Here is a 17285-nt window from a genome sequence, read left to right as displayed (position 1 = left end):
CTGTTGGTTCGGAGTGCGAGCCAATCATCAAGGAAAAGAAGGATTCCATGAAAGAAAAAGTTGATTCTGATCTTGAGCCGGTCGAAGGCGAGAACATTCTCTACGAGGCGCATCCGTCCATGTTTCGCAACCAACCGTTGTGGTTCGTGATCCTGGTGTTGCTTAGCCTGATCGGATTCGCGTTTCCATTTCTGCCGTTTGAGACTTCTTACCTGACCAAGTTTTTGGAAATTGCCATTCCGATGGTCATTGGCCTGATCGCTTTTCTGGCCTGGTGGCTGAAGTGTAAAGCCACAACGCTGACCGTGACGTCGGAGCGAACGAGTTGCCGTCGTGGGATCCTGTCCAAATCGATTACTGAAGTTTGGCATCAGGATGTTCGAAACGTTCAGCTTGACCAGTCGCTGTTGCAGCGAATTCTCGATGTAGGCACGATCGGAATCTCCAGTGCGGCTCAAAGCGGTTTGGAAATCAGCGTTTCCGGCGTTCCTCATCCCGAAAAGGTGAAGGCTTTGATCGATACATATCGGCGCCGCGATTAATCGCGTGCCCTGAGCTTCTATACCGACCGTGGGTTACTGGGCACGATTGAAGTGGATAGCAGCGAAATCGAAGATCGAGGCGACAACGAATTGGGGCAGCTGACCAGCATCGACCGCCCCACGATTGACGGAGCTTTACGACACATCGGGCGTAGTGATGGTTACGATGCGGAAGATCGCTTCCTGAACTTTAACCAGTCTGGCAAGAGTAAAACACTGGCGATGACGCGTAGCGACATCGTTCTCCGCTTGCCAGATTCGTTTGTCACTCGTCCGGTTCAAACTAATGACCCCTTTCCAAGCTCCAAGCTCTCGGAGAAATGGGTGGAAAAGACTGTGAAGCGCTGCTGACTTGAATCAACGGTGCGTCCCCTTGGCCGACCGAAAAAGCTCGCCCGACCTATTAAATGGTCCCTGACACCTTATTCTGACCCATGACACCTTATTCTGACCCTATGTCAAGGCCACGACGGATCATGGCAAAGACATTTTTGAAACTGAGAGGAAGAGACGATGCGTGTTAGATTGTGGATGTCAATGATAGAAAGTCGTTTTTGTATTTTGCCTTCTAAGTGTGTCAGTTTGCGCCCAAGTACAAAAAAATAATTCATTTTCGTTGACGCTGATTTCGGGAGTCGATGGTGATTCGGTAGCCAATGCCTCACGAGCATGTGCCTGCGCTTACGAGATAGAGGAATGTGAGGAAATTCATCTGGTAAAACGGAAGGGAATTGATCGGTTAATTGCAATTTTCGATTCAAGATTTGCTTCTCGAGCCAATGGGGAAACGACTATTCTTCCTATCACTAGCCAGGTCAACGCGCAGCAGACAATCGCTTTTTACGAGCGCAAAGACAGCGAGTTAACAATTGATGACCTCGTTGCAATTAGCAAATTTCTACCATGGAATGAAAGCAAGTTTCCGCAAGGTGTTTCTGAGTATCGTGCATTTGATGACCCAATCGAACTTTCTACGTTCGGAAGCAAAATAGCGGATCAGCCTTCGATTCTCAGTTTTACGAAGACCATCCAAGATGGAATTGGCACTGTTCGCTACATGGCCGGGACAACCTTAAAGGAAAAAGGCAAAACCCATGTTTCGTCGTTATTGGTACTTGGCTTTGAAAACAACGTCGATATTCAGGCAATCTCTTTTGACGAGCTAGAGCTGCCAACTCCAGCAAGGCACATGATTTCAGGCAATGCGCTGCTGATTCTTTTCAATCCAAACAGAGATGATGGTGCGACCAAGCATCTGAATGATTGGTTAGACCAACTCGAACAAATTAAAGCCGGTCATGAATAAAAGGTGTCCAGTCCAGCTGGCTGAAAAGGTGTCAAGCTGGCTGAAAAGGTGTCAGGGACGTGTCAGGGACCAATTTGGCAGAATAGGCCACTTTGCTTTTGCATTGTAGCAATTGAGACTCTAGAATTTACCCGCAGTACGATCTTATACTGCGGTTATTTTCTTTGGAGTTTCAAATGCCCCGTTCTCCACGCGCCGATGAAGCTGGCGAGATCTATCACGCGCTTAATCGTGGCAACGCCCGCAATCCAATCTTCTTCAAGGATGAAGACTACGAAGCATTTGAGCGTCTGATCGCTCAAGGCTTGGAGAAATTTGAAGTTGATTTGATTGCCTATCAATGGATGAACAATCATTGGCATATGGTTCTTTCGCCTCGCGTTGACGGGGGCATGTCTGCCTTCATTGGCTGGATTACGCTCACGCACACCCAGCGATACCACGCCCGCCACAAAACGACTGGTTACGGCCATGTCTATCAGGGACGATACAAGAGCTTTCCAGTTGAAGACGATGATCACTTTCACGTTGTCTGTCGCTACGTGGAACGCAATGCACTTCGCGCCAATCTTGTTAAACGAGCCGAGCAATATCGCTGGGGCAGTCTGTGGAACTGGCTAGGTGGCGAATCTCCGATCGAACTGTCTCCTTGGCCGGTGCGGCGATTGCCGAACTGGATTGGCCGTGTGAATCAGGCGTTGGGTGATGGGGAGCACAAAGCGCTTGCTCGAAGTATTCAGCGTGGTGTACCATTTGGATCGGAGAAATGGGTGGAAAAGACTGTGAAGCGCTGCCGACTTGAATCAACGGTGCGTCCCCGTGGACGACCGAAAAAGCTCGCCTGACCTATTTATCGGTCCCTGACACCTTATCCTGACTCTGTATTTATCGGTCCCTGACACCTTATTCTGACTCTGACACCTTATTCTGACCCTGCAACCTTGGTTCAGGCAGGAAGAAATCAAACGACGCGGGGCGAACTTGCTGCACTGTCGATAGTGAGTTCGACATCGCTGTAGCACAGAAACCTGATGGAAAATCTTGACGCCGCCAATCCTGAAGAGCAGAAAAGATTGCTGACTTTCCTTCGTTCGACGCTTGTGTTGAATCCGAACGAACGTGCCAACGAAATTTTGAACGAGCGACGCAAGTTTGTAAATTTCGATGGAGTCATTGAAGCTGACCTTGTTGAAGTTGACCAAGACAAACTGCATGAGGAAATGCGAGCCAAACTCGAGGCAGTCAGACAATCGTTCTGGCGTCAGGACTCGGAGTCTTTACAGTCGGCATTGAACCAACTGATGGCCTGCCGCATTCCAGCAATCTCCGCCGCTGCAACGAGGCTCCAGAGTGTTTTGGGCAAAAAAGATCAACTGATGCAGCTGACCGGGGAATCTTTCACAAACGACCATTTCTTCAAAGAGTTTTGCCGCGTCCTGGTTTCCAGTCCCAGTGAAGCCAATGAGATTCGCGAAGCTCAACTTCGCTGGATGCGGCCTGAAAGCAATCCAGAAAGTTATGTCAACGCAATCAAATCTTTCAAGAAAAATGTGTATGGCATATACGAAAAGGCGCCCGAAATTTACGAACTTGAAAGCAATTGGCTAAATGAAATTCTTGATTTTGACTCTTCGTTGGAACTTGAAGACGAAGGTTCCAACATGTTTCTCGGCTGCGCTTTCATGATCACAATTATTGTGCTGATCGGCGCTTTGGGAATCGTTGGTTCGATGATCTTCGCCGAAGGTTTTGCAAAATAATGGTCGACCAGCCCGAACCCAAATGGGAGCTACTTCCCGCCGATCCCTGGGGATTTTTTGGTGTCAAACGCGATGCAGAAACAAGGGAACTCAAACGTAGTTACAACCGACTCATTCGGCGTTTCAAACCAGAAAGGCATCCTCAAGAGTTTCAGCGAATTCGGGCTGCCTACGAGCATATCCACAATCTGATTCGGTACCGCGACAGCAACGATGGACCAGGAATTCAATTTGACTGGTCTTCTGCACTCGCTGGCTTATCGAAGCAGTTAGATTCCAAATTACAGACTGAGCCGGAGACTTTGAGTGAGCCTGGTGTTGTTGAGCGACTGGAAAGCGAATCTATCGCAACGCTACTGGCTGAATTGTCCGCGAAATCCGCGAAGTCGCCTCGTGACTATTTCCAACTGGCAATCCTCGATGGAGTCGATCCTCACTCTGATGAAAATCTTGAAGATTGGCTGCTGGAGGGCATCCGCAACTATCCTCGCGAACCTGGACTCAGTGCGTTGTTCCGCGAATATTTGGAACACCACGTTAAAACGGATCGATTGCCTGAAGCAATTTTCAAATCACTTAAAGCCTTGCCTGGAAATCGCTTTTTTCAACTTACGGAACCGGCTTGGGATCGCCTCATCCGGGAGTGCAATTTTGACGATTTTCGTGAAGTGCTGGACCGTTGCGAGCAAAAGCTAACGACAACTTCTGGTCGCTCGATCGTGATTTTCTATCTTCACATTCTCAAACCCGCGATCTGGAAAGCGGATGACGAGTGGTTCGCACGACTGATCGCAGAAATCGAGGATCAGTACTTCAACCTGCCAGTCTGGGCTCAGCAAGAGTTAGAGATGCTTAGTGAAATCGCCGAATATCGGCGCAGCGAGCATGTGCAGAATGAAAGTGGGCTGCTTCAGAAAATGAACGAAGCGATGCGGCAGTGGTGCCTTGATTTGGAAGGCAAGTCGGATCGATTAATTGTGGATTGCCAGCATCATCTCGCCGCCAACGGGACACAACTACTGAATGAATTCCCGGCGGACAAGCCAATGGGCGAACTCCTGAAAGCCTGGAATCACGTGATCGAAGATGTTGCCAGCCGGCAGGGAAGTGTTAATTTCGAGAGAGAGAAAGTCGCCAATCACGCTTTCAATTTCATGGCTCGTACGACGAGGCGAACTTCTCGAGGTCTTGAGCATGCCATTGGAAACTGGCTCGCTCTAGTCGGCGTGGGCGTGGCACTGTTCGCGCTGATCGTTGCGATCATGTTTCTGGTTCGAATGGCCCTGCGATTCATGAACGGGCTTTGGCTGTCGGCAATCCTCGACATACTCTGGTCGGTTCTCACAATCATTGGCGGCATCATCGCCGCATATATTGTCATTAGGATTTCGCGGCCGGCGAGAAGACTACCGTATGCTGAAATTCGAGGTGAGCTACTCAAGCTAATTCGCGTGATTCCCATGATGCCTCATGAACTATCGTCCGTTCTGTCGGCTTTGGAAAACAAGAAGTTCGGAGACGGAGACGATTTGATGGACGCTGACGAAATCACGGCTCATCTACAAGCAGACCCAGCGATGCACATCTATTCGGCCGCCCAACGAATCTTGCAATGTGAAGCCGACCCAATGCGGCTGGTTGAAAAGGTGTCAGGCTGAAAAGGTGTCAGGGACGAATGGCACTTAAAGCTCACTTGCCTTTGTGTTCACCGAGTCGATATTGCTTTCTTGGTTTGGTCATCCATGGATAGCTCTTTGCCCTTCGCTTCTTAACTCTGGGCTCGTATCGATCTGGCCGATTGCCAACTTGATGCTGTCGACAACACTCGAGTAGCGTATCGCAGAGTTGGTCAATGTCAGCTAAAGCAACCAGGATTGGAAGCGTTTCTGACAAGGCGTTGAGTGTTGATTTGAAACTGATTTGGCAAGGCTGTACGTCCGCTCCAATCGCTGCCTCCGCCATCGTTTGCCGGACCAGATTGTAAGCCAGCAAGTGAGCCCGCAACTCATTTCGAACTCGATGAGGCTTCTTGCAACGCAGGTGCTCCATCTGCATCACTGTTTTGAGTGATCGTAGATTTAGCTCCGCTTGCCAGCGGCGACGAAACAGCAAACCAATTTCGTCTTTGCTGTACTCGATATCGTCGTCAAACGATGTGTGAACAATGATCTCTCTGGTGCGGAATCCTTTTTGAGTCACACGTATTTTGATCTCCCGCACGACAATGAACTCCGGGTACGATTCGTACTCCTGCTCGCTCATCCATTTGGGACGGACTGGTTTGTCGATTCGAATCGCATGATCGTCTTTGCCATATCGAATGCCCGTACGGAAATCTGCTTTCCGCATCTGGTGCATTCGTAATACAAAATGGGCTCCCTGCTGCTCCATGCGGGCCATCTCAAACCAGCCCGCAAACGCACGATCGGCCAGTAAAACATCGCCTGAACCGATGATTGCGTCGATGGTTCGAAGCAGGCTTACCTCGTGTGTCAGCTTCCCCTGATACTTTCCCAAAGCCGTCTCCAGAACAACGCCCGTTGAAAGCGCGAACAGCACCAGGACGCGGATGATCGGGAAGCCGCAGCCGGGTTTTTGAGCACCTACTTGAGGATACTCTTTCTGGTTCTCGGCGGTGTCGGCCATGGTGACCGTGGCTCCGTCGGCGACGACGACTCGGAGTCCTTTCCATCGCCATTGGTCTGGAGCTTGAGAGTCGATCGCCTTGCCGCTTTCGGTGACGAGTCGCTGCATGGAAGGCTCGTCGAGTTTGTCACGAGCGATACAGTACGCTCCCGTTGCTGCTGAGCAGGAACTCTGACCTCTACTGACTCGCCATGCAATCAGTTTGGCGACAGCTGAAACACAGCCATGGTGGATGCTCATGACCTGAGAAAGAAACACCCAAACCGTGACAGCAGTCGTGTAAATCTGCGCCGAGTCGAGTGTCGCCTTTGCATCTCCGAATGTGTTCTCTATAGTTTCTTGAGAGATCAAAGATGCGAAGAACAGGCCATCAAATTTACGTGCTTCGCTGACGCGTTGGCGTAGCGTGCCGAACCGGACGATCATGGGGCCTCCTTGCCCGAGGGACTGAAACGTCGAAATTCCAACCTCTCATTCGCAGGTGAGGCCCCTGTGCGTCAATATGACATAACCAACCGATGCACCTACACTTGCAAGCTTTAAGTACCATTCGCTCCTGACACCTCTTGGAATCCAGTTGACCGAGAACGTGATCGCGACACCTGACTTGCGGATGACGTTCTCCGGATTCTACGATGACCGTCCGGTCGATCGGCTGGAAACCCTTCCTGAATCGATTAATCGCAACGAAGCAAAGATTGACTCACTGGTCGAATCAGCCAAGCGGGGAGAAGTTCAAGTCGTTTTCATCACGCTGCCGATGCGAGCCGAAGACAGAATCCGATCGATCATCGGAGAGCTTACCGACACAACGGCCTCGGTCTACATCGTGCCCGACTTGTTCGTTTTCCAAATGCTGAATTCGTGCTGGACCGACATCCAGGGCTTGCCGGTCGTCAGTGTGTTCGAAAATCCGCTCTTCGGCGTCGACGGATTTCTAAAGCGATTGCTGGACATTTCCGTTGCTTCAACGGCGTTGTTAATCGCAGGGATCCCAATGCTGCTGATTGCCCTGGCGGTCAAACTGACTTCCAGAGGTCCGATTCTGTTCAAGCAGAAACGATACGGACTTGATGGAAAGCAAATCGATGTATGAAAGTTCCGCAGCATGAAAGTTTGTGAGAGTGGAGCCAAAGTCGTTCAGGCGACCAAGAACGATTCGAGACTCACTCCGATCGGTGGCTTTATTCGAAAGTCCTCGCTGGACGAGCTTCCTCAAATCTTCAATGTGCTTTCTGGTCAGATGTCTTTGGTCGGACCGCGTCCGCACGCAAATGCTCACAACGAGTACTATCGCAAGGAGATCGAAGGTTACATGCTGCGACACAAAGTCAAACCTGGCATGACCGGCCTGGCTCAGGTCAACGGTTGCCGTGGCGAGACGGAAACGCTGGACAAGATGGAAGCCCGTATCAAGTTCGACCACAAATACATCCGCGACTGGTCGATCTGGCTGGACATGAAGATCATGTTCAAGACTCTGTTTGTCGTGTTCTCACGGCAAAACGCGTATTAGGATTCGACAACCTGGTTCTAGAATCGGCCGTTTCACTAGCTACAGGTGTAGTTCGCAGCCGAGGCATTTTTTGAACAAGTTGAGCAGGTAGCCTGACAGATCCAGAGGCTCATTGGATTTGCTCAACAACGATTTCAGTATTATTTGCGACAAGCGGTTTTTCTGATTCCCACTGAGTCTCGGACCCATCTGGCCAGCAAACTTTTACTGATTCGATATCTTGAGCAAAAACGCCTGGCAATGCGATACGAGAATGCGACTGAGAGATATAGCTTCCGCCAGATCTGACTTCAAACAATCGCTCCCCAACGTCTTTTATTCTGACTCGAGCCTGAGCTCCAACGGCCATGTTATTTCCAGTCGCCCCCTTAAGCTTCACTGTCAGCGACGGACCTGCTGGCGAATTGTTTCGCAACAACACTGTCTTGCCCATGTTAATGTTCGCAATCGCGTCCAAATCGCCATCAAGATCAAAATCAGCCGTCGCCAAACCCATCGAATCGTTTTCCAACACGACGCCACTTTCCCTTGGCCAAACCGATTTAAAAGTTCCCTTGCCGTCACCAGTCAGCAACAACCCCAGGCCACCATCCATAAAACCGGTCTCCGGCTGTGAGCCAAAAAAATTGTTAACCAGCAAGATGTCAAGTTTTCCGTCTGCATTGAAGTCACCCGCTTCAATGCCGAACCCGGGACTGATTTGTGCCAGCCTTGGCAAGGCTTCGACTCGCATTCCGCTGACTCCCTCGTTCCAAATCACCGAAGACGACAGCCATGTGACCTCGAGATAGGGCCTGGACTCGATCGATGGCTCATAGATATCTGACAAAGAGGCTGCCGCAAATTCTTTATACGTTCCAAACTTGTCTGCGATAAATGGCATGCTTTGGGAACTACAGCTAAGACCACGAACCGGGTATTCAGTGTCGCCTTCGTATTCGGCTTCAACCAGATCAAGCGTTCCGTCTCCATCGAAATCGTCGTAGTAAATTCGATGCGGATGGTCCAAGTCGGCGTGGTATTTTGTGTTAAGCCCCTGGTTGGTCGCCGCATAATCGAGATCACCATCGCCATCAAAATCGCCCGCAGCCAACCCATGCCACCATCCCCTGTAGGGTCCCATTCCAATCGTCTCGGTCACATCGGAAAGCTTGCCATTTTCATTTTTGAAAAATGATACAGGCCCCCAATCACTCGCCACGATCAAATCAATCCAACCATCACCATTGAAATCCGACCATAGTGCCGAGTTGACCATTCCGACGTTCGACAGCCCGTCTGCAATGGAGTCCGTCACATCCGAAAATTTGCCCTCATCGTTGAGCAACAGACGGCTGGTTGGGGCCAACGGGTATTTCCCAGATACCGAACGGGAGCCGACGAATAAATCGAGATCACCGTCGCGATCAAAATCCGCTGCGGCAACACAGCTTCCGCTGTCTCTGTTTTTTGGCAGTGCGCCCTCAGCCGCGTTTTCAAATCTCTCATCGCCTTGATTAATGTACAGGCGATCCTGAAGCGCGGACGTTCCTTCCGCGACTTCGTTGCTCCCACTAACGACGTACAGGTCCAGATCGCCATCTCCGTCAGCATCAAAAAACAGCGGCGCCATGTCCTCGTATTGATAAGCACCAACCCACGGACCAAACAATTTCTCAAATCTCAGTCCACCTCGATTGACGAACAACTGACCGACTTGCAGATTTGACCCTCCAACATAGACGTCGGGATAGCCGTCTTCGTTGATATCGCCCCACGCCACACCTGCTCCGAGTTGCGACAATTTATACGGCAGCAACGGTTCTCTCGCATAGTCGTCGAATTCTTCTTCCTTATGGGTGAAGTCCAATCCAACCTCGGCGGCCACATCTGTGAATCTTGTAGAACTCCTGGCGATCGATGTCTTCTGGTCGACGTCGACTTCCGGAAGACAGTCTTCTGGCGTCTCGATCACGCGATAGTGTTGACCACTGTCAAGCTGTTTGTACTCCTGCCGCTTTCCATCTGGCCATGTCACCAGCATTCGATCAATCGACGATGCGGTTCCGATTCCAAAGTGGATGAGCGGCTGGTCCGACGAAAGGTAGCCGCGGACTGGAGTTAGCGTCTTCGTTTGGTGCACATCGCCGTGCCAGATTTCAACTTTCGTCCCGTAGCCGAGCAGATTGTTTTTCTGACTGCGAAAATCAACCGTGATCGCATTGGATTCGTTCAATTCAGCCGTCCGGTTCCGATAGACCGTCGCTTGTTCGTAAAGATTGTTGACAATCAAATCCAGATCGCCATCGGCATCAAAGTCAGCAAAAGCAACGCCATGGCTGACGCCTAAATGGTCCAAACCCCACTCCTGTGCGATCTGTCGAAATGCAAAATCGCCTTCGTTCTTGAACGCCACGTTCGTTTCCCTGCGTGGAGGAATTCCCGCGTTAACGTCACGTACTTTTTCTTTTTCTCCAGCCTCATTGAGACGTCTAACTTCATTGTTTATGTCGGCGTTCATCATATCCCGCGCGTGACCGTTGGTAACGTAAATGTCCTGGAGTCCGTCATTGTCGAGGTCGGCAAAGCGAATCGCCCAGGTCCAGTCGGTGCTTTCCAGGCCGCTCATGAACGCCGATTCCATGAACCGACCGGTTCCGGTGTTGATATAAAGAGCATTTCGCATGTACTGCCGCGGGGCACCGTACTGCAGGAACCATGAAGAGTCAGACATCCCGCCCATGTTCAATTTTTGATTGAAGTGAGTTTGCGATGACATATCGGCAATCATCAGTTCGGACCAACCATCGTTGTTCAAGTCGCCAGCGTCGCTGCCCATCGAAAACCAGGGACTGTGCCTCGCGGCCGCCGGAAGGACATCAGTAAATGTGCCGTCGCGATTGTTTTGGAACAAGTGATCGGGCTGCCAGAAGTCACTCCCGATATAGATGTCTGGCCAATTGTCCTTGTTGTGGTCGAACCACATAACCGAAAGACCGGGTTCGTGAGCCCAGGTCCCGGACTGTTTGGTTACGTCCTTGAACTTGCCGTCGCCATTGTTCTCAAACAGAAAGTCGCGCTCGCCGGCTTCGAGCAGTCGTCCGTCAACGATGCCAACATCATCGCGGTCTTTAGGATCCACCCAGACCACTCTTCCATCTTTATCTTTCAAGTAGCTGTGACTGGTTTCGGGAACGATGTCCTGATATGTCAAAAGGTAAAGATCCAGATCGCCATCGCGATCGTAATCGCAAAAGCTGCCGACTTTGCTGCCGCCGGTATAGGCAATTCCAGCTGAATCTGTCCCGTTGATAAACGTGCCGTCACCCTGGTTGACGTAGAGAATGTTTGGCGCTTTCATGTTGCAAACGAGCAAATCCAAGTCACCATCGTTTTCAATGTCCGCGAACGAAGCACCCGATCCCCATACATCTCGCCCGTTGACCGAACCATTGACTCCGGCTTCCTGGGTTACGTCTTCAAATTTGAAATCGCCAACACAGCGATACAGTTTGTTCGGACCGTCAGTCGCAACGAGATAGACATCGGTTAAGCCATCGTTGTCGTAGTCGCCAAGCGCGACGCCGGATCCTGTCTCGATATAGCGAAGCAACTGGGCACGATCAAAATCGTTCGCAAAATCTATCCCCGTGTTCTTGACCATCTCAAAACGGTGCTTGCTGCCACCATCTTCCAGAGCGGGCTTTCCGTGCGGTATTGCGTAGAGCGAAACCGATATCTGTTCGTAGTCGCCAGGAATCAATTGAGGCGGCGAGGTGACTTGTTTGGTGCCGGTGGAATTATCCGACTCATTGGCCGTGCAACCAACAAAGACGCAAAGCAAAATTAGGTTGAAAGTTGAATAAACTGAGTAGCTACGCACGTGAAAGTTCCAATTGAATTTGAAATAGGAAGGCGAGCTGCGTCGTCTGGATCTCGATAACGACAACTTTTGATTGAGATTCATCATAACAAGAGCAACTGGCGTTGAGCATTTTCTCCTACTAATACGTTCTGCTCCTTCCATCTGTCGTTTCGGTTGTAGCCAATAGGGTTTCCGCTTTCGAGCCGATAAATAAGAACAATGAATTCGAGCCACGGTCCTACGCAGTTTTCTGCACGCTTATGGGACATTGCGGCAAAGTACGGATTACAAGACTGGGGCAATCTTATGGTTTTTGCAAGATATGCGGCTTGCTATCGCTAACCGGTCAGTAGAGAATAATGGCCAATCAACGCAATTTTAGTGCTATTTTGCATTCGGTTAGACGCTGCTAACTTTACACATCCAGGAGATTCTTCATGTCGAGACAATTCTTATTTTTAATCGCGGCTCTGTTGTCGTTTGGGTCCATGTCTGCTTCGGCGGACACAATAATTTACCAGGAAGACTTCGAAGGTGGCACGGTCGCCGGATGGACAGACGGCGCCTACTCCGACGGCGGAGCCAATGCGGACACGCCTACGCGTACAACGAGTATTGCTGGCGGCCTCAATGGCTCTGCAAACGGACTGTTGCTCGAGACTGGGATGTTCGACAAAGATTCGAATCCGAGCTGGGCGGGCACTCAGGTCTCGGGACCATTCATTTCCGGCGCCGCGTTCGACGGACTAGCGCTCAGCGACATCACTATGGCATTCGATTTCGCGGTTGACTCAGTCGCTGGACCGGGCCAAGTCTGGTTTGAATTGCGCGAAGTTAGCGGAATCACGACTCACTCAATAGCTATCAATCCCGTTGATCTTGCCGGCGGCCTGAATGAATTCTCGTTGACCTTGGACAACAATCAAACCGGTGACTTCGTCACACAGGGTGGTTTCGACGCTTCGAAAGACAAGCAACTCTATGTTCAGATCCGAGAAGACTGGGCGCTGAATGGTTCCACGCGAGACATTGATCTCACGATGGACAATTTCAGCATTGTTGCTGCCGCTGTTCCAGAGCCATCATCACTTGTGATCCTTGGGACGATTGGATTGCTTGGCTTGGTGCGACGACGTCGCTAAGCCAACGCGAATTGAGACAAACACTTCGGGCCGTACTTTTCGAGTACGGTCTTTTTTTGCGCAGATTTTTGCGATAGCCCAAGACCGGCGGACTCCGGTTTTATGTTAAGCAGCTAAAGCTGCACGATAGTTTCTTTCGAATTCTTCGGGCGTCTGGTATCCCAGAGTTTGATGAATTCTCTTCGAGTTGTAAAACGCCTCGATGTATTTGAAGACGCTCATGCGAGCCTCTTCAAGGTTTCCGTAGCGACGATGCTTCGTCCATTCGTGCTTCAGCGACCAGAAGAAGCGCTCCATGACGGCATTGTCGTAACAGCATCCTGTTCGGCTCATCGAGCACTGAATGTTCAGCGTGCGAAGAATTCCCTGAAACGCGTCGCTGGTGTACTGACAGCCTCGGTCGCTGTGATGAAGCAGCGTTCCGGACTCTGGCCGTCTGGATTCAATCGCTTTCCTCAAGGCTTCGGTAACGATCGGTGTCGTCAATCGATCGCTCATCTGCCAACCGACAACTTTGCGGCTGAACAGGTCCAGCACTACAGCGAGGTAAACCCAACCACCGGCCGTCGGCAAGTAAGTGATGTCTGCCACCCACTTGCGATTCGGAGCCTCGGCATCAAACTCCTGGGAGAGAAGATTCTCAGCAGGCTTTTTGTCAGGGTCTGACTTGGTCGTCGTTGGTTTGAACTGTCGCGAAACACAGCTTTTAAGCCCCATTTCTCGCATGGCTGTCGCTACCGTGTTGCGACAAGCCGTTTCCAGTTGAGCGTCGTTAGCAAGTTCCTCAGCGATCTTGTAGCTGCCGTAGATCTGCCCTGATTCTTCGTAGACCTGTTTCACAGATTCGCGAATCGCGCGAGAACGAACCGCACGTTTACTCTCGGGCCGATCAATCGAATCGTAGTAGCCGCTCTTGCTGACACCGAAGATTTCACACATCAGCGTGATGGAATACTGGTCGCGATGTTGTTTGATCCACGCGTACTTCACTGCGACTCCTTCGCGAAGTACGCCGTCGCCTTTTTTAGGATTTCACGTTCCAGTTCCGCACGCTTCAGCTGCTTGCGAAGGCGTTTGTTCTCTTCAAGAACCTGTTGCAGCGATGCCTCGGGACCGCAAGGTTCAGGCTCCGGAGCATACTTTCTATGCCAGTTGCGAAGGCTGTTCTCGTTGACATTGACGGCTTCAGCGGCGGCTCGAAACGAGTAGCCCTCACTGACGATCAGATTGACCGCATCACGCTTGAACTCTTCTGAAAAAGTCCGGCGTGTGCGTTTTCCATTGCTTGACATTGCTTCCTCCAAAGCGGATTCTCGTATCTTCCGCCGGAGTCCGCCAGTCTTGGGCTATCGCAGTCTACAAGGGCGAATCGGGTGAACTGATTGAGAGAATTAAGACGGGTCGCGAAGTGGCTCAACAGGAATTTACTGAGCAGGTCCAGGATTTACTAAGTGACGATCAAAAAAAGCAAATGAAAGCTTGGCTCAAGGGAACATTAAAAGTTCCACAATCATTGTAAAATACTCCGGACAAGAAAAAGGTGTCAGGGGCGTCCCTGACACCTTATTCGTTCTCCTCAACGCCGAACGGAGGTTTTAATCGATTGTGGAAACTGAGCCTCGGCTTAATTTTTGCGTTTCTTGGCCTATACCTTATTTGGAAGTACAAATGAACTTTTTTGCCACGCCTGCATGCAAAATCAGAATCTCGGCAATTGTTCTTGTTGCCCTGCTGTCTGGTATTTCACGCGGACAGGAAACTGCAAATGAGAAAAACGACGTCGATCTGACTGTTTCATCTAAATTTCGAATGCGCGTATTTTTCGATCTGCTCGGTCAGGAAAATATGGCTCGGGAGCTCGAAGTGATTGACTCTCAGAAAACCAAAATTCAAAGACTTGGATCCGAATACAAAGTCGTTTCTCAGAAAATCTTCGATGATTGTTACTCTCAAATCGCAGAGGCAAAAACAAATGAAAATGTTTCGTTGCAAAATAGGATGATCGCAAAGGCAGAGTCGGCAAGAAATGTTGCTTTCGAAGGTTTGACTCGCAAAACATTAAGGGCTCTCGATAATGTGCTGTTGCCTCACCAAGCGAAACGAGCGAAGCAAATTGCTCTTCAGAAAGAACTCCTGAAAGAGCATGCCGGAGATGAAGTGGGCCTTTTTATGGTCCATCGCGGAATTTTGTGGGTCCTGTAAAATTCTCCGAGAAGGAGAACGCAAATGCAAGACACGGAACTTTATCAACAGATCCTTGGCATTGAGACGCCTTGGGAAGTATCGAACGTTGATCTGAACATGGAACTTGGTGAGATCGTCGTTAGTGTGCGTCACGCACAAGGCACGAAGTTCTGCTGCCCTCAGTGCGATCGGAAATTGAGCTGCTATGACCATTCTCCATCGCGTCGCTGGCGTCACCTGGACAGCTGCCAATTCAAGACGATGCTGGAAGCTTCGATCCCCCGAGTGGATTGTCCCGAACACGGCGTGAAACAGGTTCAAGTTCCCTGGTCCAGTCCCAACAGTCGCTTCACGTTGATGTTCGAAGCTTTTGCGATCCGCTTGCTCAAGGCAACACAAACGATCGAAGGCGCTCGCACGATTCTGCGAACTGGCTGGGAAGCGACCTGGACGATTCTTGAGCGAGCCGTCGAGCGTGGGCAAGCTCGAAAGCAATCCAGTCCACTGCCTCACATTGGCATCGACGAGAAGTCTTTCAAGAAAGGGCAGAACTACATTACTCTGATTTACGACCTCGACAACAGTACGGTTGAAGCGATCTCCGAAGGCCACAACGAAGAGGCCGCCAACGAATGCTTTTCTCAACTTTTGCCGGGTCAAATCGAAACTGTCGAAGCCATCGCGATGGACATGAGCTCTGCTTTTGTGAACGCTGCAAAGTCCAACATTCCCCTGGCAGAAACAAAGATTGTGCACGACCGTTTTCATGTGATGAAGCTGGTCAACGAAGCGGTAGACAAGGTTCGCAAGCAGGAGAACAAGCGTCTCCGCAGCGAAGGTGACGACACGCTAACAGGGACTCGTTACCTGTTTCTGAAGAACTATGACAACCTCAAGGAATCAAGCCAGCAGCGTCTTGATGCGTTGTTTTCTTTCAAACTCGAAACCGGCAAGGCATGGACTTACAAAGAGATGCTTCGCGATCTTTGGCATCACGACACCGCCAAGGAGGCGAAAGAGTTCTTCAGGTGGTGGTACCGCAAGGTGATTCACTCTCGGCTGGAGCCAATGAAGAAAATCGCACGCACGATCAAAACTCGCATCGACAACATCGTCAGCTACTGCACCTTCAGTGGAATATCAAACGGAGTTGCCGAAGGAATCAACAGCAAGATTCAATCGATCAAGCGACGAGTTGGCGGCTACAGAAACAGGCAAAACTACAAAACAGCGATCTTCTTTTACTGCGGTGGACTCGACCTCGACCCATAGAGATCCGCGATGAACCCTTTTTATTGGAGTGGCGGAGCGGATCAAGCTGAAGTCTGTGGACGAGACGAAGGTTAAAGAAGGATTGGGGAAATTACAGCGAGAATACAACGAGAAGGTAAAGAAACTTCAGGAGAAGTTGCAGGAGGATGTCGTCGATGCATTGCCCAAGGAAATCCAGCTTGATTTTACCGAGCTCGTTGGCGACATCTACAAGGTGCGATAAGTGTTCGAACGTTTTCTTGGTTAAGGAGTTGGTATGAAAATTTGGACGTTTTTCTTGTTGGCATTGTTGAGTAGCGTCTCTATCGCTCAGGAAGTGTCCCGAGATCTGCCCACGAACGATCGAACGCCTGATTTCAAGTTGCGTGTCTTCTTGGATCTGCTTGGAAAACCGGATCTGGTTGCCGAACTCGAAATTGTTGAGTCGCAAAAACTGGAAATTGGAAAAGTGGGCGAAGAATACATTACAGCATGTGACAAGGTTTTTGAGGATTTTCATTCACAATCTGCGACGTCTGAAGCAATCGCCGATGCGTCTGCGCGAGAAGAAATGCGCACCGTTGCCAACAATGCAATGCATGCGTCTCATAAAAAACTGGGCCAGGAAGCACTGGAATCTCTCGACAGAATACTTCTGCCTCACCAAATGAAACGCTTGAACCAGTTGGTGGTTCAGAAACTACTACTGGTTGAGTACCGCGGGGATCTGTTTGGGCTTTTCGCTGGTGTAGCCAAACGACTCAACATATCACCTAAAGACAATGCCAAATTTAAAGAACGATTGTCGGAACTAAAGCAGGAGTATGAGCAAAAAATTAAAGAGCTTCAGAATAAACTAAGGAAAGATGTGATGGATAAGCTACCAGAAGGAGCGCGATCCGAGTTCACGCAGCTCATTGGCGAGATCTACAGGGCTCGCTAGCTTCCGGCAACCAGACAACTCCATGAGACGCTGAAAAGGTGTCAGGGACCAATTTGGCAGATCCTCTAACCCATCGGCGAATCTGGCTTTCACGGAAAACCTGTCGGTCCACAGATCCGGTTTGAACTAAATCGAAACTTCAAACGCTCCA

General features: G+C 50.2%; 15 protein-coding genes and 1 pseudogene. 12 read left to right on the top strand and 4 right to left on the bottom strand.

What is annotated here, in order from left to right; genetic code table 11:
* Positions 1-47: 47 nt before the first annotated feature.
* From MFFC18_RS12475 to MFFC18_RS12450, 6 genes are all read left to right on the top strand, one after another.
* Positions 48-542, top strand: a complete 495-nt coding sequence (locus tag MFFC18_RS12475) for a PH domain-containing protein (protein ID WP_075084265.1) — start codon at positions 48-50, stop codon at positions 540-542.
* Between the two features lie 51 nt (positions 543-593).
* Positions 594-893 (top strand): hypothetical protein, encoded by a 300-nt coding sequence (locus tag MFFC18_RS12470; protein ID WP_075084264.1) that lies wholly within the window; start codon positions 594-596, stop codon positions 891-893.
* Positions 894-1158: 265 nt separating this feature from the next.
* On the top strand, positions 1159-1848 hold the full coding sequence (locus MFFC18_RS12465) for a hypothetical protein (RefSeq protein ID WP_075084263.1): 690 nt from the start codon (positions 1159-1161) through the stop codon (positions 1846-1848).
* A 176-nt stretch (positions 1849-2024) separates the two neighbouring features.
* Positions 2025-2693 (top strand): transposase, encoded by a 669-nt coding sequence (locus tag MFFC18_RS12460; RefSeq protein WP_075084262.1) that lies wholly within the window; start codon positions 2025-2027, stop codon positions 2691-2693.
* Between the two features lie 186 nt (positions 2694-2879).
* Positions 2880-3608 carry a hypothetical protein gene (locus tag MFFC18_RS12455; protein WP_075084261.1) on the top strand — a complete coding sequence of 243 codons (729 nt, stop codon included), beginning with the start codon at positions 2880-2882 and terminating at the stop codon, positions 3606-3608.
* Positions 3608-5266: a J domain-containing protein gene (locus MFFC18_RS12450; protein WP_075084260.1), complete on the top strand. Its 1659-nt coding sequence runs from the start codon at positions 3608-3610 to the stop codon at positions 5264-5266. The genes MFFC18_RS12455 and MFFC18_RS12450 overlap by 1 nt, the downstream gene beginning before the upstream one ends.
* Before the next feature lie 31 nt (positions 5267-5297).
* Here the strand turns inward: MFFC18_RS12450 and MFFC18_RS12445 are convergent, their stop codons facing one another.
* Entirely contained in the window at positions 5298-6680 is a 1383-nt protein-coding gene (locus MFFC18_RS12445) for an IS4 family transposase (RefSeq protein ID WP_075084259.1), read from the bottom strand.
* Between the two features lie 130 nt (positions 6681-6810).
* On the opposite strand from MFFC18_RS12445, the pseudogene MFFC18_RS12440 reads away from it, so the two are divergent.
* Positions 6811-7770, top strand: a pseudogene (locus MFFC18_RS12440) (undecaprenyl-phosphate glucose phosphotransferase).
* A 109-nt stretch (positions 7771-7879) separates the two neighbouring features.
* Here MFFC18_RS12440 and MFFC18_RS12435 read toward each other — a convergent pair.
* Positions 7880-11632 (bottom strand): FG-GAP-like repeat-containing protein, encoded by a 3753-nt coding sequence (locus MFFC18_RS12435; protein ID WP_162273941.1) that lies wholly within the window; start codon positions 11630-11632, stop codon positions 7880-7882.
* Between the two features lie 419 nt (positions 11633-12051).
* Between MFFC18_RS12435 and MFFC18_RS12430 the strand changes: the two genes are divergently transcribed.
* A complete protein-coding gene (locus MFFC18_RS12430; protein WP_084417077.1) occupies positions 12052-12756 on the top strand; it encodes a PEP-CTERM sorting domain-containing protein in 705 nt (234 codons plus the stop codon).
* A gap of 105 nt (positions 12757-12861) precedes the next feature.
* Here MFFC18_RS12430 and MFFC18_RS12425 read toward each other — a convergent pair whose 3' ends face one another.
* Positions 12862-13746 carry an IS3 family transposase gene (locus tag MFFC18_RS12425; protein WP_148618847.1) on the bottom strand — a complete coding sequence of 295 codons (885 nt, stop codon included), beginning with the start codon at positions 13744-13746 and terminating at the stop codon, positions 12862-12864.
* On the bottom strand, positions 13743-14048 hold the full coding sequence (locus tag MFFC18_RS12420; protein ID WP_068267815.1) for a transposase: 306 nt from the start codon (positions 14046-14048) through the stop codon (positions 13743-13745). The genes MFFC18_RS12425 and MFFC18_RS12420 overlap by 4 nt, the downstream gene beginning before the upstream one ends.
* Positions 14049-14424: 376 nt before the next feature.
* Between MFFC18_RS12420 and MFFC18_RS12415 the strand changes: the two genes are divergently transcribed.
* Genes MFFC18_RS12415 through MFFC18_RS12405 form a run of 4 tightly spaced genes read left to right on the top strand, consistent with a single transcriptional unit; the run spans position 14425 to position 17134 of the window.
* Complete coding sequence (locus MFFC18_RS12415) at positions 14425-14958, top strand: hypothetical protein (RefSeq protein WP_075085915.1); 534 nt, start codon at positions 14425-14427, stop codon at positions 14956-14958.
* A gap of 24 nt (positions 14959-14982) precedes the next feature.
* The gene (locus MFFC18_RS12410; protein WP_148618846.1) at positions 14983-16212 is read left to right on the top strand and encodes an ISL3 family transposase; all 1230 of its coding nucleotides are present in this window, start codon (positions 14983-14985) and stop codon (positions 16210-16212) included.
* Positions 16213-16267: 55 nt separating this feature from the next.
* A complete protein-coding gene (locus MFFC18_RS24950) occupies positions 16268-16435 on the top strand; it encodes a hypothetical protein (RefSeq protein WP_157665147.1) in 168 nt (55 codons plus the stop codon).
* A 33-nt stretch (positions 16436-16468) separates the two neighbouring features.
* Entirely contained in the window at positions 16469-17134 is a 666-nt protein-coding gene (locus MFFC18_RS12405) for a hypothetical protein (protein WP_075084556.1), read from the top strand.
* The last annotated feature ends 151 nt before the right edge of the window (positions 17135-17285 follow it).

The organism is Mariniblastus fucicola, from assembly GCF_008087665.1.
Lineage (GTDB): Bacteria > Planctomycetota > Planctomycetia > Pirellulales > Pirellulaceae > Mariniblastus > Mariniblastus fucicola.
Note: the sequence above shows the minus strand (reverse complement) of the source record. Positions and strands in the feature narration are given on the sequence as shown.